General features: G+C 63.8%; 19 protein-coding genes. 13 read left to right on the forward strand and 6 right to left on the reverse strand.

Going from position 1 to position 20,461, the window contains the following annotated elements:
• Positions 1-106: 106 nt before the first annotated feature.
• Entirely contained in the window at positions 107-1,519 is a 1,413-nt protein-coding gene (locus JQ567_RS13145; RefSeq protein WP_249165452.1) for an FAD-linked oxidase C-terminal domain-containing protein, read from the reverse strand.
• A gap of 127 nt (positions 1,520-1,646) precedes the next feature.
• Between JQ567_RS13145 and JQ567_RS13150 the strand changes: the two genes are divergently transcribed.
• Positions 1,647-2,132, forward strand: a complete 486-nt coding sequence (locus JQ567_RS13150) for a thioesterase family protein (protein ID WP_212439270.1) — start codon at positions 1,647-1,649, stop codon at positions 2,130-2,132.
• A 22-nt stretch (positions 2,133-2,154) separates the two neighbouring features.
• On the opposite strand, the gene JQ567_RS13155 is transcribed toward JQ567_RS13150, so the two are convergent.
• The gene (locus JQ567_RS13155) at positions 2,155-2,328 is read right to left on the reverse strand and encodes a DUF1328 domain-containing protein (protein ID WP_212034490.1); all 174 of its coding nucleotides are present in this window, start codon (positions 2,326-2,328) and stop codon (positions 2,155-2,157) included.
• Between the two features lie 280 nt (positions 2,329-2,608).
• Between JQ567_RS13155 and JQ567_RS13160 the strand changes: the two genes are divergently transcribed.
• From JQ567_RS13160 to JQ567_RS13185, 6 genes are all read left to right on the forward strand, one after another.
• Positions 2,609-5,251 (forward strand): ATP-dependent helicase, encoded by a 2,643-nt coding sequence (locus JQ567_RS13160; RefSeq protein ID WP_212439196.1) that lies wholly within the window; start codon positions 2,609-2,611, stop codon positions 5,249-5,251.
• Between the two features lie 418 nt (positions 5,252-5,669).
• Positions 5,670-7,259: an ABC transporter substrate-binding protein gene (locus tag JQ567_RS13165; RefSeq protein ID WP_212439197.1), complete on the forward strand. Its 1,590-nt coding sequence runs from the start codon at positions 5,670-5,672 to the stop codon at positions 7,257-7,259.
• Between the two features lie 80 nt (positions 7,260-7,339).
• A complete protein-coding gene (locus JQ567_RS13170; protein WP_212439198.1) occupies positions 7,340-8,275 on the forward strand; it encodes an ABC transporter permease in 936 nt (311 codons plus the stop codon).
• Between the two features lie 64 nt (positions 8,276-8,339).
• Positions 8,340-9,161, forward strand: a complete 822-nt coding sequence (locus JQ567_RS13175) for an ABC transporter permease (RefSeq protein ID WP_212439199.1) — start codon at positions 8,340-8,342, stop codon at positions 9,159-9,161.
• Positions 9,158-10,138 carry an ABC transporter ATP-binding protein gene (locus JQ567_RS13180; RefSeq protein ID WP_212439200.1) on the forward strand — a complete coding sequence of 327 codons (981 nt, stop codon included), beginning with the start codon at positions 9,158-9,160 and terminating at the stop codon, positions 10,136-10,138. Before JQ567_RS13175 ends, JQ567_RS13180 begins: the two co-directional genes overlap by 4 nt.
• Positions 10,131-11,159 (forward strand): ABC transporter ATP-binding protein, encoded by a 1,029-nt coding sequence (locus JQ567_RS13185; RefSeq protein WP_212439201.1) that lies wholly within the window; start codon positions 10,131-10,133, stop codon positions 11,157-11,159. The genes JQ567_RS13180 and JQ567_RS13185 overlap by 8 nt, the downstream gene beginning before the upstream one ends.
• A gap of 61 nt (positions 11,160-11,220) precedes the next feature.
• Here JQ567_RS13185 and JQ567_RS38130 read toward each other — a convergent pair whose 3' ends face one another.
• Entirely contained in the window at positions 11,221-11,448 is a 228-nt protein-coding gene (locus tag JQ567_RS38130; RefSeq protein ID WP_249165432.1) for a cysteine rich repeat-containing protein, read from the reverse strand.
• A 756-nt stretch (positions 11,449-12,204) separates the two neighbouring features.
• Positions 12,205-12,528 (reverse strand): hypothetical protein, encoded by a 324-nt coding sequence (locus JQ567_RS38625; RefSeq protein WP_283816495.1) that lies wholly within the window; start codon positions 12,526-12,528, stop codon positions 12,205-12,207.
• Positions 12,529-12,558: 30 nt separating this feature from the next.
• Here JQ567_RS38625 and JQ567_RS38630 point away from each other — a divergent pair, with 30 nt between their 5' ends.
• The 4 genes from JQ567_RS38630 to JQ567_RS13205 all read left to right on the forward strand — a co-directional run bounded on the left by JQ567_RS38630 (position 12,559) and on the right by JQ567_RS13205 (position 17,793).
• Positions 12,559-13,680 carry a Spy/CpxP family protein refolding chaperone gene (locus JQ567_RS38630; RefSeq protein WP_283816496.1) on the forward strand — a complete coding sequence of 374 codons (1,122 nt, stop codon included), beginning with the start codon at positions 12,559-12,561 and terminating at the stop codon, positions 13,678-13,680.
• Positions 13,681-13,937: 257 nt separating this feature from the next.
• On the forward strand, positions 13,938-15,617 hold the full coding sequence (locus JQ567_RS13195) for a hypothetical protein (RefSeq protein ID WP_212439203.1): 1,680 nt from the start codon (positions 13,938-13,940) through the stop codon (positions 15,615-15,617).
• A 10-nt stretch (positions 15,618-15,627) separates the two neighbouring features.
• The gene (locus tag JQ567_RS13200) at positions 15,628-17,112 is read left to right on the forward strand and encodes a UbiA family prenyltransferase (protein ID WP_212439204.1); all 1,485 of its coding nucleotides are present in this window, start codon (positions 15,628-15,630) and stop codon (positions 17,110-17,112) included.
• 207 nt (positions 17,113-17,319) lie between these two features.
• Positions 17,320-17,793, forward strand: coding sequence for a VOC family protein (locus JQ567_RS13205; RefSeq protein ID WP_212439271.1), 474 nt, complete (start codon positions 17,320-17,322; stop codon positions 17,791-17,793).
• 52 nt (positions 17,794-17,845) lie between these two features.
• Here the strand turns inward: JQ567_RS13205 and JQ567_RS13210 are convergent, their stop codons facing one another.
• A complete protein-coding gene (locus JQ567_RS13210) occupies positions 17,846-18,775 on the reverse strand; it encodes a LysR family transcriptional regulator (RefSeq protein ID WP_212439205.1) in 930 nt (309 codons plus the stop codon).
• A gap of 205 nt (positions 18,776-18,980) precedes the next feature.
• Here JQ567_RS13210 and JQ567_RS13215 point away from each other — a divergent pair, with 205 nt between their 5' ends.
• Entirely contained in the window at positions 18,981-19,427 is a 447-nt protein-coding gene (locus JQ567_RS13215; RefSeq protein ID WP_212439206.1) for an ester cyclase, read from the forward strand.
• Between the two features lie 41 nt (positions 19,428-19,468).
• Entirely contained in the window at positions 19,469-20,086 is a 618-nt protein-coding gene (locus JQ567_RS13220; RefSeq protein WP_212439207.1) for an NADPH-dependent F420 reductase, read from the forward strand.
• 114 nt (positions 20,087-20,200) lie between these two features.
• Here JQ567_RS13220 and JQ567_RS13225 read toward each other — a convergent pair whose 3' ends face one another.
• Entirely contained in the window at positions 20,201-20,434 is a 234-nt protein-coding gene (locus JQ567_RS13225) for a pentapeptide MXKDX repeat protein (protein WP_212206936.1), read from the reverse strand.
• Positions 20,435-20,461: the final 27 nt, after the last annotated feature.

Below are 20,461 nucleotides of genomic sequence, written 5' to 3' on the forward strand. Positions count from 1 at the left end.
ACGTTTTGCGGCAACAGACAGACGCCGACAGGGAGCAAAAGTTCCACTTGCGAAGTGGCAGGTGGACGAGCCTTCGGGGAATTCGCGGGAGGATTTGCGCCCGGCCCTAAACCGCCGGCACGATTTTCCCGGGATTGAAGATGTTTTGCGGATCGAGCGCCTTCTTCAGCGCGCGCATGGCGTCGATCGCCTCATCACCGAGCTCGGCCTTCAGGTATTTCTGCTTGCCCTGCCCGATGCCGTGTTCGCCGGTGCAGGTGCCGCCCATCGCCTGCGCGCGTTCGACCAGGCGGTGCATGAAATCCTCGCCGCGGGCCATCTCGTCGGCGTTGTCGACGTCGCAGACCAGCGAGCAGTGGAAGTTGCCGTCGCCGACATGGCCGACGATCGGCGACAACAGATTGAGCCGCTTCAGATCTTCTTCGGTCTCGGTGACGCAATCGGCGAGCCGCGAGATCGGCACGCAAACGTCGGTCGCCACCACGCCGGCGCCGGGACGCAGCGCCTTCACCGACCAATAGGCGTCGTGCCGCGCCTGCCAGAGTTTTGTGCGGTCCTCCGGCTTGGTGGTCCAGGTGAAATCACCGCCGCCGCATTCGCCGGCGATCTCCTTGAAATTCTTCGACTGCTCCGCGACCTCATTGGCGCTGCCATGGAATTCCAGCAGCAGCAGCGGCGTCTCCGGCAGCGTCAGTTTCGAATAGGAATTGCAGGCGCGCACCTGCTCGGCGTTGAGCAGTTCGATGCGCGCGACGGGAATGCCGGTTTGAATTGCAAGGATCGTCGCCTGGCAGGCGCCGCGCACGGTCTCGAACGAACAGGCGGCGGCCGCGATCGTCTCGGGAATGCCGCGCAGCTTGATGGTGAGTTCGGAGATGATGCCGAGCGTGCCCTCGGCGCCGACAAATAGATGCGTCAGGTCGTAACCGGCGGAGGATTTCTTGGCCCGCGTGCCCGTGGTGATGATCTCGCCGTCGCCGCGCACGACTTTCAGCGCCAGCACGTTGTCGCGCATGGTGCCGTAACGCACCGCGTTGGTGCCCGAGGCGCGGGTCGAGGCCATGCCGCCGAGCGAGGCGTCGGCGCCCGGATCGATCGGGAAGAACACGCCCTGGTCGCGCAGATGCTCGTTCAGCGCCTTGCGGGTCACGCCGGGCTGGATCACGCAGTCGAGGTCGTCGGCATGGACCTCCAGCACCTTGTTCATGTCGTGCAGATCGATGCAGATCCCGCCGGCCGGCGCGTTGACCTGCCCCTCCAGCGAGGTGCCGGTGCCGAACGCAATCACGGGAACAGTATGCTTGGCGCAGATCCGGACCACATCCTGGATATCGGCGGTTTCCTGCGCCATCACCACGGCATCGGGCGGCTGGGTCGGCAGCCAGGTGGTGGTATGGGCATGCTGTTCGCGCACCGCCTGCGAGGTGATCAGCCGGTTGCCGAACCGCGCCGCCAGCGCCTCAAGCGCGCTTGCCAGCGCCTGCGGCTCCGGCCGCTTCTCATTGCCCGATATCGTCATCGCCACGCAAAATTCCTCCCGGCTTTGAGCGGACCGTGGCAAAGGATATATGGGGGGTCAAGAGAGATCGGCCAAACAGGGATGGATGATGACGACCCCTTCCGCCGCCAAAGATGCGCTATCCGATATGCCCCTGCCTTCAGCACCCTTCCTGTCGTCGGTGATGCAGATCGAGCCGCAATGGATCGATTACAACGGCCATCTCAACATGGCCTATTACAACGTGATGATGGACCGCGCGATCGACGAAATGTGGCTGCATCTCGGGATCGGCCCTGCGTACATGAAGGAGCGCCATGGCTCGACCTTCACCGCCGAATGCCATGTGCGGTATTTGCGCGAGATTCACCTCGGCGATCCCGTGCAGGTCACGGTCTATCTGCTCGCGGCCGACGAGAAACGCATTCATACGTTTGAAGAGCTGCGCCACGCCACTGAGGGCTGGATCTCCGCGACTTCGGAGAACATGACCATTCACATCGACATGAACGCGCGAAAGACCGCGCCGTTTCCGCCCGATATCCGCGCCCGCATCCAGGCGGTGGTGGATAGCCACGCGGCCGTCCCATGTCCCGAGGGCACCGGCCGAAAGGTGGCGATGCCCTCGAAATAGCGCTTGCAAGTAACGCTTGCGGCTAAACCCGCGTGCGTCCACGCACCAAACCGACCACCGCCGAGACCAGGAACAGGATGATGGCGATGAAGAAGATCGCCTTTGCGATTTCGACGGAGGCACCGGCGATGCCGCCGAAGCCCAAAATACCTGCGATCAATGCGACGACCAGAAACGTAACGACCCAGCTCAGCATGACACGACCTCTGTTTGGTTGCGATCGGCGCGGTTAAGAGGATCGCGCCAGCTCTTGCCAAAACAATCCGCCCCGGAAGCGATGGTTCCTGGGTGCGAAACCGGGAATATTTGTCAACAAGGCGGAACAAAATCGCGGGCGCCTGCGAAAAACGGTCCCGGGATAACGCCGGATTAAACCTGTCAAAACGGCCGGACAGGCCCTATATGGCCCTTGATCCCTGCTAAGAAGGCTCCCCTTCACCGCCTCACGGTGCCATCGTGGGGACAAGACGATTCGCATGACAGAGCCGAGCAAGCTGCCCCATCACGGCGTTCCCGAGCACCAGCCCGCAGCTGGCGGCATCGCCGCGCGTGCGCGCGCCACCGCGGCTCCGCAATATCTCAGCGGGCTCAATCCGGAGCAGCGCGACGCCGTCGTGACGCTCGACGGCCCGGTGCTGGTATTGGCCGGCGCCGGCACCGGCAAAACGCGCGTGCTGACCACCCGCATCGCCCATATCCTGAGCCAGGGCCGGGCGCGCCCGCACGAAATCCTCTCCGTGACCTTCACCAACAAGGCCGCGCGCGAGATGAAGCTGCGGCTCGGCCAGATGCTCGGCCAGGCCATCGAGGGCATGCCGTGGCTTGGCACCTTTCACTCGATCGGCGGACGCATCCTGCGCTACCACGCCGAACTGGTGCAGCTGAAATCCAACTTCACCGTGCTCGACGTAGACGACCAGGTCCGCCTGCTGAAGCAATTGCTGCAGGCCGAGAACATCGACGACAAGCGCTGGCCGGCGCGGATGCTGGCCGGGCTGATCGACGGCTGGAAGAACCGAGGCCTGACACCGGCGCAGGTGCCGGCAGGCGAAGCCGCCGTGTTCGGCAACGGCAAGGGCGGCAAGCTCTACGCCAGCTATCAGGAGCGGCTGAAGATCCTCAACGCCGCCGATTTCGGCGATCTGTTGCTGGAGAACATCCGCCTGTTCCGCGAGCACCCTGACGTGCTCCGGCAATACCAAAGCCGGTTCAAATTCATCCTGGTCGACGAATATCAGGACACCAACGTCGCCCAGTATCTGTGGCTGCGGCTGCTGTCGCAGGCGCCGTCGTCACCCTCCAAGGCGCAAGCCCTGGCTGCGGTCATTCCGGGGTCGCTTGATTCACCCGTCGTTCCGGGGCGCATCGAAGATGCGAACTACGATGTGCAATCGCACATCGGAGAACCTCGAGCTGAAGAGGACTCATCTCGAGATTCCGGGCTCGCGCCTATCGGCGCGCCCCGGAATGACGAGAGAAACGTCGCTCCCTCCTCGCCCCTCAAAAACATCTGCTGCGTCGGCGACGACGACCAGTCGATCTATGGCTGGCGCGGTGCCGAGGTCGACAACATCCTGCGCTTCGAGCACGATTTCCCCGGCGCGAAAGTCATTCGTCTCGAACGCAATTACCGCTCCACCGGTCATATCCTCGCCGCCGCCTCGCATCTGATCGCGCATAATGAAGGCCGGCTCGGCAAGACGCTGCGCACCGAGGATGTCGACGGCGAGAAGGTCACCGTGACCGGCTCCTGGGATTCCGAAGAGGAAGCCCGCGCCATCGGCGAGGAGATCGAGGAACTGCAGCGCGCCGGCGACAACCTCAACGAGGTCGCGATCCTGGTGCGGGCCTCGTTCCAGATGCGCGAGTTCGAAGATCGTTTTGTCACCCTCGGCCTGCCCTATCGCGTGATCGGCGGTCCAAGGTTTTATGAGCGCGCCGAAATCCGCGACGCGCTGGCGTATTTGCGCGTGATCAATTCGCCGGCCGACGATCTCGCCTTCGAGCGCATCGTCAACGTACCGAAACGCGGGCTCGGCGATGCCACCGTGCAGATTCTGCACGACCACGCCCGCAAGCGCCGCATTCCGTTGTTCGAGGCCGCCCGCGCCGTGGTCGAGACCGACGAGCTGAAGCCGAAGGCGCGCGGGTCCTTGCGCGATCTCATCCGGCATTTCGACCGCTGGCGCGCCCAGCGCGAGGTCACCGCGCATACGGAGCTCGCCGAAATCGTGCTCGACGAGAGCGGCTATACCGAGATGTGGCAGAAGGACCGCTCCGCGGATGCCGCCGGACGGCTCGATAACCTGAAAGAGCTGGTGCGCTCGATGGAGGAGTTCGAGAACCTGCAAGGCTTCCTCGAACATATCTCGCTGGTGATGGACCGCGACGGCGGCGCCGAGGAAGAAGCCGTCTCGCTGATGACGCTGCATTCGGCCAAGGGTCTCGAATTCGACAACGTGTTCCTGCCCGGCTGGGAGGAAGGCCTGTTTCCGAGCCAGCGCACGCTCGACGAACAAGGCCGCGCCGGCCTCGAAGAAGAGCGTCGCCTCGCCCATGTCGGGCTGACCCGCGCCCGCCGCCGCGCCAAATTGTACTTCGCCACCAACCGCCGCATTCACGGCACCTGGACGACCACGATCCCGTCGCGCTTCCTCGACGAATTGCCGGCGCCGAATGTCGAAATCACGGAATCCAAGGGCGGTTCGGGCTGGGGCGGCAGCGGCGGCTACGGCGCCTCGCGCTTCGACAATGTGGAATCCTTCGGCTCCAGCTACACCACGCCGGGCTGGCAGCGCGCGCAGGCCAATCGGGCGCGCAACAACCAGGGCGGCCGTCACGGCCAGACCCGCGACGGGTTTGAGGAAAGCCAGTCGTCATTTTCATCCGGCGACGCTCGCGGCGGCTTTTCCCGCACCAAGCGCGGGCCGATGGTGATCGAGGGCGAACTGGTCGCCAAATCCACCGGCACCGTTTCGGAATTCTCGCTCGACGACCGCGTCTTTCACCAGAAATTCGGCTACGGCAACGTCGTGAAGATCGACGGCAACAAGCTCACCATCGCCTTCGAAAAGGCCGGTGAGAAGAAGGTGGTCGACAGCTTTGTGGAGCGGGTGTGAGGGACGGCCCTTCCTTCTCCCCTTTTGGGAGAGGGGAGGATTGCCGCCGGTAGCCCGCATCAGCGAAAGCGATATGCGGGGAACCAGTAGAAAGATCCCGGATATCGCTTCGCTCATCCGGACTACGACTCCGCTGAAATCCATTCAATTGCAATCGCTTACTCGCCCCACAACTGCGAGCGGCGTCTTCGCACTCCGCGCTCATGGGCGCTTGACTACGCGCATCCTGGTCATCCCGCGGACGATCCCTCGAACCAGATAGCGCGTAGCACGTGCTCCTCCCCACGATCGCCCCACCCTCGCATCCGCACAGTTATTGGTCCCCGACCGCCATCGACACGAAACGAAGACCTTGCGCTGGATATGCCGCGAGTGATCAACTCTCTGACCGGAATGCTCCTGCACGGTTGGAGAAGACATGATGTTCAAGAAGATTGCGATCGTGGCTGGTTTGGGACTGGCGCTATCAGTCACAGCCGAGGCCCAGACACCGCGCAAGGGCGGCACCATTCGGATGACGGCGCCCTATGGCTCGAGTTTCACCAGCATGGACATTCATACGACACAGCGCGCCCAGGACGAGATCGTCGCCAAGGGCCTGCATCGGTCGCTCTACATTTGGGACTCCGCCGAAGGTAAGCCGGTTCCGGAGCTTGCCAAGGAGGCCATCGTCTCGGGCGGAGGTCTTGTTTATACCTTCAAGTTGCGCGACGACGCTTATTTCCACCATGGTCGCAAGATGACGGCTGACGACGTCATCTGGAGCTACAACCGCATCATGGACGGCGCCAAAGCCTATCCCGGCGCGCGTTTTGTCCGCCTGATCGAGGGCGCATCCGAGGTCGAGAAAGGCAAAGCCAAGGAAATCTCCGGCCTGAAAAAGATCGACGACTTCACGCTCGAAATGAAGCTGACCGAGAAAGTCGATCCAGGCTTCTACTTCTTCAACGCGATAACTTCGATCTATCCCGCCGACGAGGGCGCGAAGGAGAGCTTCATTCAGAAGCCGATCGGCCTTGGGCCATTCAAATTCGTCGAGCACGTGCCGGGATCGCGCGCCGTTCTGGAACGGTGGGACAGGTTTTACAAGCCCGGCAAGCCCTACGCTGACAAGATGATCGTGTCGATCATGGGCGAAGCCGCGGCGCGCGATGTCGCCTTCCGCAACAAGGAAATCGACACCTCGGTGCTCGGGCCCGCGCAGTACGTCGCCTATCAGGCCGACCCCGCCCTCAAGGGCACTATCGTCGAAGTCGCCGAGGTCTTCACGCGTTACATGGGGATGAATCCCGCATTCAAACCGTTCGCTGACAAGCGGGTGCGGCAGGCTATCAACCATGCGATCGATGCCGATCTGATCATCAGCAAGCTGGTCAAGAACAAGGCCTATCGCGCCGCCAGCTGGCTGCCTCTGACCTCACCCGCTTTCGACAAGACCATCAAGCCCTACGCCTTCGATCCCGCAAAGGCGAAGCAGTTGCTCGCGGACGCGGGCTATCCCACCGGCTTTGAATTCGAATGGACGGCGAGTCAGAATGAAAGCTGGGGCCTGCCGATCGTCGAGGCGATTATCCCGATGCTGGATAGAGTGGGCATCAAGGTGAAGGTCAAGCAGGTCGAGACCGCGGTGCTGGCGGAGGTTGCGCGCAAGGGCGAATTCCAGGCCTTCATCTATTCGCAGGCCACCGGCCCGGACCCCCAGGCCGCCCTCAAATGCTTCCACTCGTCGACGCCGCAATCGGCCTGCAACTACACGAGCTTCAAGAATGCGGAATTCGACAAGCTGATCGACGAGGCCGGGCAGACCGACGACGCCGCCAAACGCGTCCAGCTGCTGCAAAAGGCCAATGCCCTGCTCTATGACGAAGCGCCGGTGTGGTTCTTCAACTACAACAAGGCGGTCATGGCGGTGCAGCCGTGGCTCAAGGGGATTCAGTTGAACGCGACCGAACTGACCCATCAAAACGTCGAAGACCTCTGGGTCGAGGCGACCTCGCCCGCCAAGTGAACTAACAAGTGACACGCGCTCTCGCCCTCCCTCCATCGCAAAAACCAAAAAAACGATAGAGGGAGGGAGGAACAGGCCTAATGCTCTCGTTCGCGATCCGTCGAATCCTGCAAACCGTTCCGACCGTGCTGGCTGTCGTGCTGGTGATCTTTGTGCTGTTCAGCGTCGTGCCGGGCAGCATCATATCGAGCATGAACGATGACGGCCGCGGCCCGGCGGACGCGCAGGTCGTGGAGCGCATGAAGAAACAGCTCGGCCTCGACGATCCCGTCTACATCCGCTTCAGCTCCTACATTGCCAAGCTCGCGACCGGCGATTTCGGCACATCGTTCCGGACCCGCGAGCCGGTCACGACCATGCTCGCCAAACGGATGTGGCCGACGCTGCAATTGATATTCGCGTCCATGACGCTTGCGATCGTGATCGGCGTTCCCCTCGGCTTCATCGCAGCGCTGCGGCCGGGCAGTATCGTCGACACGCTCTCGATGGTGCTGGCGGTGTCGGGGCTTTCAATGGCCAAATTCTGGCTCGGGCTGCTGCTGATGTACCTGTTCGCGTTGAAACTCGGCTGGCTGCCGAGTTTCGGCTATGGCGACGGCGGGCTCAAATATCTGATCCTGCCCGCCGTGACCCTCGGGGTCTCGCCGATGGCGCTGCTGGCGCGGACGACGCGCGCCGCGGTTCTTGAGATCATGACCGCGGATTTTGTCCGCACCGCGCGCTCGAAAGGCATGAGCGAAACCCGGGTCGTGAAGTGGCATGTGATGCGCAATGCGCTCGTCCTCATCCTCACCACGATCGGCCTGCAATTCGGCGCGTTGATGGGACAGGCGGTTGTCGTCGAGAAACTGTTCTCCTGGCCGGGCATCGGCTCGCTGCTCGTCGACAGTGTCCTGCAGCGCGACCTTCCTGCCGTCCAGGGCTCCATCCTCGTGGTGGTGCTGTTCTTCCTGACCATCAACACGATGATCGACCTGCTCTATGCCGTGATCGACCCCAGGATCAGATACGCATGAGCGCCGGACGGCCCGATTACGCCTGCGCGCAATTGACTGTACTGCCTGCGGCGGGGCGGCCGCGATGAAGCTTGGCGCCAATCTCATCATCGGCGGGGCATTGTTCGCGCTTGCGATCTTCGTCGGCCTGCTCGCGCCCTGGCTGGCGCATACCGATCCGGTCATGGATGCCAACCTCTTGAATGCCGAGGAGCCGCCGAGCTGGATATGGTGGTTCGGCACCGACGCGCAGGGCCGCGACATCTATTCCCGCGTTGTGCATGGCGCGCGCATCTCGCTGACGGTCGGCATCGTCTCGCAACTCGTCAACAGCGTCATCGGCGTGACACTGGGCCTGACCGCGGGCTATTGGGGCGGCTGGTGGGACGATTTCGTCAACGGGCTGACCAATCTCATGCTCGCGATCCCGTCGCTGATCTTCGCGCTTGCCATCATGGCGGTCCTTGGACCGGGCCTGACCAGCCTGCTCATCGCGCTCGGGTTGACCAACTGGTCCTTCACCTGCCGGATCGCACGGGCGTCGACGCTGTCGCTCAAGAGCCAGGGTTATGTGCAGGCCGCACGGGTGCTCGGCTATGGCGATTTGCGCATCATGATCACGCAGCTGCTGCCGAACATGGTCGGCCCCATCATCGTCATCGGCACGCTGGGCATGGGCGGCGCGATATTGGCCGAAGCCGCACTCTCGTTCCTTGGCCTCGGGGTCCGCCCGCCCTATCCAAGCTGGGGCAGCATGCTCTCGGAAGCCCGCGACCAGATCACAACGGCGCCGTGGCTCTCGATTTTCCCCGGCCTCGCCATCTTCCTGACGGTGCTCGGCCTCAATCTGCTCGGCGATGGCTTGCGTGACATTCTCGATCCACAGTCGCGGAGCCGGCGCACATGACGGGGACTCCTCTGCTCGAAGTCGAGGATCTGCGCATCGATCTCAACTATCGATCCAGCCATGTTGCGGCGGTCGAGGGCGTTTCATTCCGCATCGATCGTGGCGAGACCTTCGGTCTTGTCGGTGAATCCGGCTGCGGCAAGAGTATTACGGCGCTTGCCCTGATCGGCCTGTTGCGCCAGCCGCTTTCGATCGGCGCCGGCGCCATTCGATTTGACGGCCGGGAGATCCAGAGACTCTCGGCGGCCGAGCAACGCGCGCTACGCGGCAATCGCATCGCCATGATCTTCCAGGAGCCGATGACGGCGCTCAATCCGGTCTCGCCCGTGGGCCGGCAGATCGCCGAGATGTTCGTGCTGCACCAGGGCAAGGATTGGCGGGAAGCCGACCGACTGGCGGTAGAGGCGCTGGCCAGCGTCCGCGTCCCCGCACCCGAGCGACGGGTGAAGGATTACCCGCACCAGCTTTCAGGCGGCATGCGTCAGCGCGTGATGATCGCCATCGCCCTCGCATGCGGGCCGGATCTTCTGATCGCCGACGAGCCGACAACCGCGCTCGACGTCACCGTGCAGGCGGAGATCATCGAGCTGATGCGGAATTTATGCGCCGAGCGGGGCACCGCCATCTTGATGATCAGCCACGATCTCGGCCTGGTCGCCAATGTCTGCCGCCGCGTCGCCGTCATGTATGCCGGCCGCATCGTCGAGGAGCGCGGCTCGGACGATATCTTCCGCACCAGCGCGCATCCCTATACGCAAGGCCTGGTCGACTCGCTGCCGCGGCTGGGGAGCCGCGCTGCCCTTGGCCGGACGCGGCTGACGGAGATCGCGGGCGTCGTCCCGGCGATCACGGATTTCCCGGACGGCTGCCGATTCAATCCACGCTGCGCGCGGGCGACCGACATTTGCCGGACCACCGAGCCGGAGACGACTTGGCTCGCTGCAGGCGGGCTGGTCAGGTGCCATCACCATGCATGAACCTGCAGCAAGGCCCGGCGACGATATCATCCTCAGCGTGGAGGATCTCGCGGTCCATTTTCCCGTCGGCGGCGGCCTGCTGGCCAGCGGCCGGCGTCTGCTCCGTGCGGTCGACGGCGTCGATCTCGAACTGAAGCGCGGTGAATGCCTCGGTCTGGTCGGCGAATCCGGATGCGGCAAGTCGACATTGGCACTTTCGATACTGGGCCTGCAGGCGCCGACGCGGGGCCGCATCGTGCTGGACGGCCAGGTCGTGACGGGCCGGCAATCCGGCGATCGAAAGGCATTGGCCCGCATCGTGCAAATCGTGTTTCAGGATCCCTACGCCTCGCTCAATCCACGCCAGACCGTTCGCCGCACGCTGGAAGACCCGCTGCGCCTGCACGGCGTGACGGCCAAAAGCGAGATCGACGCACGCGTTGCGGCGATGCTCAGGCATGTCGGCCTGCGGCCTGAACAAGCCGGCCGCTACCCGCATGAATTCTCGGGCGGCCAGCGTCAGCGCATCGGCATCGCCCGCGCGCTGATCCTCAATCCCAGGATCGTCATCTGTGACGAACCGGTATCGGCGCTGGATGTCTCGATCCGCGCCCAAATCATCAATCTGCTGCTGGAACTGAAGGAAACGCTCGGCCTCTCCTACATCATGATCAGCCACGACCTTGGCGTTGTCGAGCACATGAGCGACCGGGTCGCCGTCATGTATCTCGGCCGCATTGTGGAGACAGGCCACTGGCGCGAAATCTTCGAACGGCCGGCGCACCCGTATACGCAGACCCTGATATCGGCCATTCCCGATCCGCTGCGCCGCGCGCCGTTAGCTACGACGCCAGGCGAGCTTCCCAATCCGCTCAATCCGCCGGACGGCTGTGCGTTCAGTCCGCGCTGTCGTTACGCCGAAGCCGTGTGTCGTCGCGAGCCCCGGCCATCGCTTGAAACGCGTCCCGACGGACACGCGGTCCGCTGCTGGCGAGCCGACGAGATTGCCGGTCAGACGGCGCTGGCCTCGACCGACAGCTGAGATCCCGAGGACGACGGGCACGTGACCCATTGCAACGCGCCGGCGTCAAGAACAAAGCGCCTCACATGCCGCGGCTGGCAAATACCTTCTGGCAGCTCGAGCTCAGCTTGGCCCTGTTTTGCTGCAGGCATTGTTGAACCGCTCCATCGTCGCCCAATTGCGGCCGGCAAAAGCGCTGCGCATCCCGTGTGCAGGCTTGCTGTTCCTGTGGCGTACCCTTCTGACCCTGCGCAAAAGACAGCGACGTATCTGTCAGCAAAATGACCAGAACCAGGACGATTGATCGCATAACGATCTCCCTGTGTTGACGGGAACAAAACGTTGCTCCCCGTCCGCGGTTCCTCGATCGGCATACCCGGTACACCTCACCTGGGATGCACTGCTGGCCCTCCTGCGTCGCAAAGCCGCAACAACGATCACAGATCGATTGCCGCGCTGGCGCGTTGAGAGAGACGGGCGACTAACGAGCTGCCAGGTAGCGACGATCATGCTTGCACCCAGCCTTCGCCTTTCAGCATTATTTCTTCTCGGCGTTTCGATCCTAGCGGCGAGCGTGGGCTCTTCCACCGCCCAGGAGAAAAGGCATGGTCCACCTGCGGGCGCGGGCGGGCCCGCGGGACCGCCGCCTGGTATGGCGCGGCCTGCCGCCCCGCCACCCGCCATGGCCCGTCCCGCACCGCCTCCGGCCATGGCGCGGCCGGCGCCGCCCCCCGCGATGGCCCGTCCAGCACCGCCGCCCGCTATGGCGCGGCCCGCGGCGCCGGTAATGCGTCCGGCTCCGCCGCAACAGCGTCCGGCGATGGCGCCGCGTCCGACGCCACAGATCGCCGCGCCACCGCGCCCGGCCGCTCCGAGGGTCGCGGCACCGTCGCGCCCGAGCGCACCGGCCGCCGCGAGCCCATCCCGGCAGGACGCGAGCCCATCCCGGCAGGATCGGATCGGCCAGCGCGAGCAGCGCATTCAGCCGCCGCAGCAAGCGGTGCAGGAGCGGCAGCGCGACAGGCTTTCGCCCCAAAACGCGCAGCGCCAGGAGCGCATCGACCGGTTACAGCAGCGCGTGCAGGATTTGAAGTCCCAACAGCCGGAAGGCCAGCGCGCACAACGCGCGCAGCAACGGGTGCTGCAAACCGAACAGCGGCAGCTGCAGCGTGAGGAGCGGCTGCAGCGGCTCCAGCGAACCGCGCAGGAACGGCAGCGCGACACGCTTACGCGGGAGAGCGCGCAACGCGAGCAGCGCATCGATCGGCTGCAGCGGCGCGTCCAGGAGTTGCAGTCGCGACAGCCCGACGGCGTGCGGGCGCAACGCGCGCAGCAACAATTGCTGCAAACCGAACAGCGACAGCTCCAGCGCGAGCAGCGCCTGCAGCAACGTGATCTGGCGCGCCGGCAGGAGCTGGGAATGCCGCCTTCCGGCAGGCAGGCCGAGACCGTCGGTGCAGCCGTGCAGGCCGCTTCCCGCGGGCGGTTTGCCGAACGCTTCCGCAGCAATCCTGATCCGCAGGTCCAGGCGGCGCTCGAGGGCGGGCGGCACGGCTGGGCTCCCCGCCACGCCTGGAAGCGCGGCCTGCGCGCGGCGTTCGTGCCGTGGGCCGGCCACGTGTTCTGGCCCTATGCCTATTCCGACATTTTCGAATACACGTTCTGGCCCTACGGGTACGACGGTGGTTATTGGGCCTACGCCTACGATGACTTCGTCGACACCGTGTTCTGGGGCGCGGACAGTCCGTACTCCGCCTACGCCAGGCTCGGCCCGACCGGGCGCCAGGAGAGCGACGGCGTGATCGGCGGCTCCCGGCCGCGCGAAAGCGCGGGCATGAGCCAACAGGCGCTCAGGCAACTGTGCGAAGCGCCGGAAAAGGGTATCACCGCCTGGCCGATTGCTTCGATCGAGGAGGCGGTGCGGCCGACGTCCGAGCAGCGCGCATTGCTCGACGAGTTGAAGGACGCAGCTGCAATGGCCGCCGCCGCGTTCAAGGAATCCTGCGGCGACCAGTATGCGATGACTCCCCCCGGCCGCTTGCGTGCAATGACGAACCGCATCAGCGCCACGCTCGAGGCCGTGCGGATCGTGCGGCCGGCCCTGGAGAAATTCTATGGCGCGCTCAGCGACGAGCAACAGGCCCGCTTCAACGCGCTCGGCCCCGACATCGGCGGGCGTTCGCAACCGCAGCCGCAGCAGGAAGCAAACGCGCAGCCGGATACTTGCGGCGAGCCGAAGCCCAGCCTGACCAACCTGCCGATCGAACGGATCGAGACGGTGATACGTCCGGCGGGCAAGCAAAAGGAAGCGCTAGACCGCCTGCGCGAGGCGACGGAGAAGGCCGTTCAGACGCTGCAAGCGGCTTGTCCGGTTGACGTGCCGCTTACGCCGGTCGGGCGGCTGGAGGCGATGGAGAAGCGGCTCGAGGCCATGGTGCAGTCAGCCAAATTGGTGCAGCCGGCGCTGGATGATTTCTATGCCACGCTGGCCAGCGAGCAGAAGGCGCGCTTCAACACGCTGGGACGGTTCGCGGGCCGCTGATTGCAACTTCAGCGCAAACGCAAATCGAGGCCTCGGGCCGTTCTCCCACGGCGGCGTTGGCGGTCAAATGGAGCCGCGACAGATCGCCGAAAATTGTGTGCCAATCATCGACACTGTTGTGCCAACAGCGTCACCCTGAGACGCCCGAAAAGCAGTGCGATGACGTTCATCTTAAATAGTTACCGTAATTTTTAAAACGAGTTTGCGCTCGCTCCAAAAGACCATATCGACCACAGCGCGATAGCTGAGGGTTCGATATGACGGAAGCAAGTTACGACCTCATCAGGTCCCGGGCGGCACCTTTCAATTGGCGCATCGCCGCGATTGCAGCCTTCACGATTTTGGTCGTGGCAGTGGCGGCCCTGGTCCACGTCGTTCCCTACGGCCGGGCGGTGTGGGATTTCGTCTTCATCCTTGATGGCGCCTATCGCATCGGCCACGGCCAAATTCCGCACGTCGACTTTTCTTCGCCGATCGGCGCGCTCACGCTTTACCTGACGCATTTTGCCGAACGCCTGTTTCCCGGCGGGCAGCCGTTCATCGGCCTGCACGCGCTGGCGTGGCTCATGGTGGTGCCACCGTTCGCCGTCATCGCGTCGCGCATTCAATCGCCCTGGGGATTTGCCGCAAGCTTCGCGGTTCTCGCGGTGGTGGTTCTGGTGCCCTACACGCTCGACCCCACCATGCTCTCCGAGATCAGCTACTTTGCCACCTATAACCGCTTCGCCACCGCGATCCTGTTCCTGGCAGCACTCTGGTATGTGCTGCCGAAGGCCCGCGGCGACGGCGTGCTGCTGGGTTACCTGCTGACCGCCCTGATCTTCATCAAGATCACCGCCGCTATCGCAATGCTCGGCCTCGTCGTCGCGGCCGTGCTGCTCGGACGCGCGCGACCCACGGCGCTGTTCGCCATGCTGTTCGTTGCCGCAGCCTTGGCTGGACTGGTCGAACTGGCGACCGGAGGGCTCGTCTCCGGCTACCTGCACGACATCGTGTCGATGAGTGCCTTGAACCGGGGCGGCGCCGTTTTCCGGCTCGCCGCCTCCTCGGCTCGCAACTGGCTGCCGCTTGTGGTCACGATCACGATCGTCGTGCTCGCGGCTCGCGAACTCGATTTCACCACGGCGGTCAGGCGCCCGCTCAATTTCGCGCGCGATACCATCGCCCGGGAAGCCTTCGTCGTGGACGCAGCGCTGCTGGTCGCGGTAGCGCTGGCCGCGGAGAGTCAGAACACCGGCGGCGTCGGATTGATTGCCGCCGCGGCCGTACTTTTCCACCCGGGCCTGCGCACTACCCGTGGCTGGCGCCTGATCGCCGCAGCGGTACTCGGCGCGACGCTGGTGCTGCCGCTTGCCGATGTCGTTGAAAAGCGCCTCGTCTCGACATTCGTCCGGGAACGGCAGGGCACGACCGACCACGCCTTTACAACGTTCCTTCCGGGCATGCGCGTGCCGCCCGCCACCCTCGCCGGCTCCCGGCTGATGACGCGCCTGCAATCCGAATGGCTGCCCTATCTCGACGAGATCGCCAACAATGGCTTTGACCTCGACGGCGACCCGGGCAGCACGAGCCCGGCGACGCGCGCGGCGTGGGCTGTCAGCGTTGCCGAAGCCGGCGCGAACTTTCAGCGGCTTGGCTACGCGACCAAGGCGCAGCGCTATACGACCATCGATTTTGCCGAATCCTTTCCGCGGCTGCTCGGCCTGACGCCCGCGCGCGGCACCACCCTGGCGATGGATTTCCGGCGCACGGTGCCTGCGTTTTCCGCAAGCGAAGCGTCGGCCTATCTGGCGGACGCGGACGGTGTGTTTTTCCGCACCTGCATTCTCCCCGGCGCGACCGACACCAATCCCGCGACCTTCCGTACCGTGCTGGAACGGGAGTTCACGCGCCACAAGCTGCATCCCTGCTGGGATTTCTACAGCCGTACCCGCTGAAAGGGCCCGCATGTCCACCTTACCCCTGCCGCTTGCTCCTGAACTCTCCGATCCGTGCGAGGCGCCGCAACCCCGGCCGCTGATCCTCGATCTCGATGGCACGCTGGTGCGCGCGGACATGCTGCTTGAGACCGTGCTGGCGCTGCTTCGAGCCGCGCCGTGGCGGTTGTTCGAGATCGGCCTGTGGATGCTGCGTGGCCGCGCCTATCTCAAGCGCCGTCTCGCCGATGAGACGAACATCGAGCCGGATGTTCTGCCGTTCAATGAAGAACTGCTCGCCTACGCGGCCGATATCGCGGCGAGCGGACGGCCGGTCTATGTCGCCACCGCCGCCGACGCCAAAGTCGCGGAAAAGGTTGTGCGGCGGATTGCTTTCATTCGCGGCGTCATCGGCAGCGACGGCTTGCGCAACCTGAAGGGCGAAGCGAAGGCGCTGGTTCTCGCTGAACGATTCCCTGATGGATTCGACTATGCCGGCGACGCGCGCGCCGACATCCCGATCTGGCGCCGCGCCAGGAATGCCATCGTTGTTGAAGCGGCGAGTTCGGTAGAGCACGCCGCCGCAAGCGTCGCGACCGTCGCCAAGGTGTTCCCGCGACCGTCCCGGATCCGTGCATTGGTGCGCAGCATGCGCCCGCACCAATGGGCAAAGAACGCGCTGGTTTTCGTGCCTCTTATCCTCGCCGGACTGGTCTCCCACGTCGACGCCGTCTACGCGACGACATGCGCGTTCCTCGCCCTCGGCCTGGTTGCCTCATCCACCTATCTCGTCAACGATATCTGGGACCTGACCGACGACCGCAGCCACTGGTCGAAGCGAAACCGGCCGCTGGCGAGTGGACGCCTGCCGCTTGCAACGGCGATCGCAGCCGTTCCGATCGGGCTGTTCGCAGGGCTAGCCGTTGCGGCGCTGGCCGGACCGGCAACCGTTGCCGTCGTACTGCTGTATCTCGCGGTAACCCTGCTCTATTCGTTCGCGCTCAAGCGCATCCCCATTCTCGACGGCTTCGTGCTGGCCGGATTGTTCACGCTGCGCCTCGGCGCCGGCATCGTGGCGTCAGGCGCGCCGCCGTCGCCCTGGCTGCTGGTGTTCGCGATGTTCCTGTTCGCCTCGCTCAGCTTCGCAAAACGCCACACCGAGGTCGCCCGCGTCATCGAGCGCGGCGGAACCGAAGTCCGTGGCCGCGGCTACAAGTCGATCGACCTGCCGCTCATCATGGGCATCGGCATGGCGACCGGGGTGGCCGCCGTGCTCATCATGGTGCTCTACATCATCAACGACGCCTTCCGGCAGAGTTTTTATGGCAACACCGCCTGGCTCTGGGCTTTTCCGGCCATCCTGTTCCTGTTCGTATGCCGGATCTGGCTGAAATGCGGACGCAGCGAACTGCACGACGATCCCGTGGCTTTTGCCGTCACCGATCGGCCAAGCCTGGCGCTCGGCGGCGCCCTGATGGTGTGTTTCGGACTGGCATGGTCGGGCGTGTTTGGCTGATATGCCGCCACTTGCGCAGGACGCGCGGAGGTTCCCCGTCGTCGGACGCAGAAGACACGGGTTGGCGCCCTGTAAATAACCAAAAAAAACCGCAGGACGATGTCGGATTCGGCAAACCCCGTTCGTCGTTTCGCCGGGCCGATCAGGCCGGCTGGATACCGCAAGCGGCACGCAAGCGCAGCGAAAGGATGAGAAATGACCAAGAAGATTGCAAAAAACACGATTTGCGTCTGGTACGACAAGGACGCGGAGGCGGCTGCCCGCTTCTATGCCGAAGTGTTTCCCGACAGCGCCGTGCACGCCGTCCACCATGCCCCCGGTGACTACCCGTCCGGCAAAAAGGGCGACGTGCTGACGGTCGATTTCACGGTTGCCGGCATCTCCTGTATCGGCCTCAACGGCGGCCCCGCGTTCAAGCAGACCGAAGCATTCTCGTTTATGATCACCACTGAAGACCAGGATGAGACCGACCGCTACTGGAACGCCATCGTCGGCAATGGCGGCCAGGAAAGTGCGTGCGGCTGGTGCAAGGACAAATGGGGCGTCTCCTGGCAGATCACGCCGCGCGTGCTGCTGGAGGCGATGGCGGCCGGCGGCGCTGAAGCCAAGCGTGCCTTCGATGTCATGATGACCATGAAGAAAATCGACGTCGCCAAGATCGAAGCGGCGCGGCGCGGCTGATACTCGCCGGATAAGCTTGGCTTGGCGCGGCTCAGTCGTCGCGCCTGCCCACCTAACCAATGCTGCCAGCAAACCGCTCGGCAAACCGCTGACGTCGAAATGCTTCCGCTACGAAATCGACGAAGAGGCGCGTCTTGGCCGGCATCAAGGTGCGGCTGACATAGTAGATCGAGATTGCGCCCGCGTCGGCATACCATTGCGGCACCAGCCGCACGAGCGCGCCGCTCTCCAGATGCCGCAGCGCGTGTGCCAACACGATCTGCGTGACGCCCATGCCGAGCACCGCAGCCTGGCACATCGCCTCCGGATCGTCGAACGCGATGGTGGGTTTGAGAGAGACCGTCATCTCGTCGCCCGCTGCGTTGCGCATCGGGCGCTCACGAACACGCCGGGTTTTTGAAGAGCGCATGACAATGCCATCAAACGCGGCGAGCCCCGACGGATCGGCGGGCGGGGTTCTTCCCTTCATGTAAGACGGCGAGGCCACCGCGATGATGTGCGCGGGCGCAAGGACCCGCGATACCAGACCAGGCGCAAGATCAATCCCGCCGCCGATCGCAGCATCGAAGCCTTCAGCAATCAAATCGACTTGCCGGTTCTCGAACTGCCAGTCGGCGCGAACGCGCGGATAATTTTTCAGGAACTCCGGCAGCAGCGGCAGGATGTATTCGACGCCGAACGTCATGCCCATGCTGACCTTGAGCACGCCGGCCGGTTCGCCGCGGTCCGTTGCGACGCTCGCAATCGACGCCTGCAGCTCGTCGAGATTATTTCTGATGGCGTGGAGGAAGCGCTCACCGGCCTCGGTCAGCGTGAGTTTGCGCGTGCTGCGCTGAAAGAGGCGAATTCCGAGATTCCGTTCCAGCATTGCAACATTGCGGCTCACCGCCGCCGGGGTGAGCGACAGGCGCCGCGCGGCAGCGGAAAACCCGCCTGTTTCGGCGCTACGGACGAAGGATTCGAGGTTTGCGAGCGTTTCCATAAGTAAACTTTCAAGCAATCATTGAAAGTAAAGATAACAATTACCGACTAATCACGCAGCAATAAAATGTGGCGGTATGGGCTTCAGAAGCAGGCACGGCTCCGCGCTCACCCGGGAGCCCCAGTTTCTCGGTCAGAGGCAGGCGCCGGACTTAGCCCGGCACACGACGACCGACGGCAAACACTCAAACCATTTGGAGCAAGTCATGACCACCAACGACATCAGCGAAGCCGCCAAGGCCATCATCCGCCGCAACACCGAAGAGGTACAGGGCGGCGGGAATTTCGAAGTGTTCGAAGAACTCTTCGCCGACAATTTTCTTGATCACACGCCGCAGCCGGGACGCACGCCCGATAAAGCCGGTGCGCGGCAGCTCTACAAAATCCTCCGGGTTGCGTTTCCCGACTTTCACGCCGACATCCATTGGCAGATTGCCGATGGAGATCGTGTGACGACCTACAAAACCTATCACGGGACGCATCGGGGAGAATTCTTTGGCCTGGCGCCGACGGGCCGCAAGATTCAATTCGAGACCGTCGACGTCATGCGTGTGCGTGACGGCAAAATCACCGATCACTGGGGCGTGGCCAATCTCTTCTCGCTCATGCAGCAACTCGGCGCGTGGCCGCCCGCAACGGCGGCCCGTTCCTGATCCCGTTCGTCAATCACATACGACCCTGAAAGGAACATTCCATGTCAATTGGCATCATCGGTTCAGGCGCCATCGGCGCAGCTTTTGCGCGGGTGCTGACTCGCACAGGCATCGAGGCGACAATCTCCAACAGCCGTGGCCCGGAGTCGCTGAGTGAACTCGTCCGGGAAGTCGGGCCATCGATCAAGGCCGGATCGCGCGAGGAAGCCGCACGCGCCGACATCGTCTTCGTCGCTGTCAACTGGACGAAGCTGTCGGCGGCGCTGGCGGGCCTGCCTGAATGGTCCGGGCGCATCATCATCGACGCCAACAATCCGATCGAGGCGCCATTGTTCAAGCCGATAGACCTGAAGGGCCGGGTATCGAGCGAGTTCGTCGCCGATCTCGTGCCCGGAGCACGCGTCGTCAAGGCGTTCAATCATCTCCGTGCTGAAATGCTTGCTGCGGACCCGCGATCGGGAGGAGGACGGCGCGTGCTGTTTTATTCCGGCAACGACAGCGCCGCGAAGGCGGAGGTGGCGGTCCATTGCCAAATCAAAATCTCATCAAGCTCGCCTGAAAGTCCGCTATTCGCCAAGCGCCCTGACGCGGCCAAAGGTGATCGGCGCCGAATTGGCGCGCCCGAGGCGGGTAATCCTTCCGGTCCGTGTCAGGCGTGACGCCGGGTGAACAACAACAGGCCGCCCATCGGCGCCTCGCCCATGCCATGTGAAGGGAAGAATAGCAGGCTCGCTTCACCGAACCGAGCCTGCAGCTTTCTGACGAACGGACGCTTACTTCTTCATACCGTCTTTCGACATCGCATCCTTCGACATGCCGTCGTGCTTCTTCATCGCGTCCTTGGACATCGCATCGTCCTTTTTCATGCCGTCCTTGGACATCGCGTCCTTTGCCATCCCGTCCTTGCCCATCTTGTCCTGCGCGTAGGCCGCGGGCGCGGAGGCAAGCCCGACCGAGAGAGCGAGAGCGGAAATCGAGAGCAAGGTGCGCAGATTCTTGGTTGTCATGTTCAGTGTCCTTTGTGTGCGAGTTAG

This window comes from Bradyrhizobium sp. AUGA SZCCT0431, from assembly GCF_018131065.1.
In the GTDB taxonomy this organism is placed as follows: domain Bacteria; phylum Pseudomonadota; class Alphaproteobacteria; order Rhizobiales; family Xanthobacteraceae; genus Bradyrhizobium.

Coding starts and splice junctions, on each gene's coding strand:
- JQ567_RS13145 (WP_249165452.1), bottom strand. CDS start 1,519: ATGACGATATCGGGCAATGAGAAGCGGCCGGAGCCGCAGGCGCTGGCA.
- JQ567_RS13150 (WP_212439270.1), top strand. CDS start 1,647: ATGCCCCTGCCTTCAGCACCCTTCCTGTCGTCGGTGATGCAGATCGAG.
- JQ567_RS13155 (WP_212034490.1), bottom strand. CDS start 2,328: ATGCTGAGCTGGGTCGTTACGTTTCTGGTCGTCGCATTGATCGCAGGT.
- JQ567_RS13160 (WP_212439196.1), top strand. CDS start 2,609: ATGACAGAGCCGAGCAAGCTGCCCCATCACGGCGTTCCCGAGCACCAG.
- JQ567_RS13165 (WP_212439197.1), top strand. CDS start 5,670: ATGATGTTCAAGAAGATTGCGATCGTGGCTGGTTTGGGACTGGCGCTA.
- JQ567_RS13170 (WP_212439198.1), top strand. CDS start 7,340: ATGCTCTCGTTCGCGATCCGTCGAATCCTGCAAACCGTTCCGACCGTG.
- JQ567_RS13175 (WP_212439199.1), top strand. CDS start 8,340: ATGAAGCTTGGCGCCAATCTCATCATCGGCGGGGCATTGTTCGCGCTT.
- JQ567_RS13180 (WP_212439200.1), top strand. CDS start 9,158: ATGACGGGGACTCCTCTGCTCGAAGTCGAGGATCTGCGCATCGATCTC.
- JQ567_RS13185 (WP_212439201.1), top strand. CDS start 10,131: ATGCATGAACCTGCAGCAAGGCCCGGCGACGATATCATCCTCAGCGTG.
- JQ567_RS38130 (WP_249165432.1), bottom strand. CDS start 11,448: ATGCGATCAATCGTCCTGGTTCTGGTCATTTTGCTGACAGATACGTCG.
- JQ567_RS38630 (WP_283816496.1), top strand. CDS start 12,559: ATGCCGCCTTCCGGCAGGCAGGCCGAGACCGTCGGTGCAGCCGTGCAG.
- JQ567_RS13195 (WP_212439203.1), top strand. CDS start 13,938: ATGACGGAAGCAAGTTACGACCTCATCAGGTCCCGGGCGGCACCTTTC.
- JQ567_RS13200 (WP_212439204.1), top strand. CDS start 15,628: ATGTCCACCTTACCCCTGCCGCTTGCTCCTGAACTCTCCGATCCGTGC.
- JQ567_RS13210 (WP_212439205.1), bottom strand. CDS start 18,775: ATGGAAACGCTCGCAAACCTCGAATCCTTCGTCCGTAGCGCCGAAACA.
- JQ567_RS13215 (WP_212439206.1), top strand. CDS start 18,981: ATGACCACCAACGACATCAGCGAAGCCGCCAAGGCCATCATCCGCCGC.
- JQ567_RS13220 (WP_212439207.1), top strand. CDS start 19,469: ATGTCAATTGGCATCATCGGTTCAGGCGCCATCGGCGCAGCTTTTGCG.
- JQ567_RS13225 (WP_212206936.1), bottom strand. CDS start 20,434: ATGACAACCAAGAATCTGCGCACCTTGCTCTCGATTTCCGCTCTCGCT.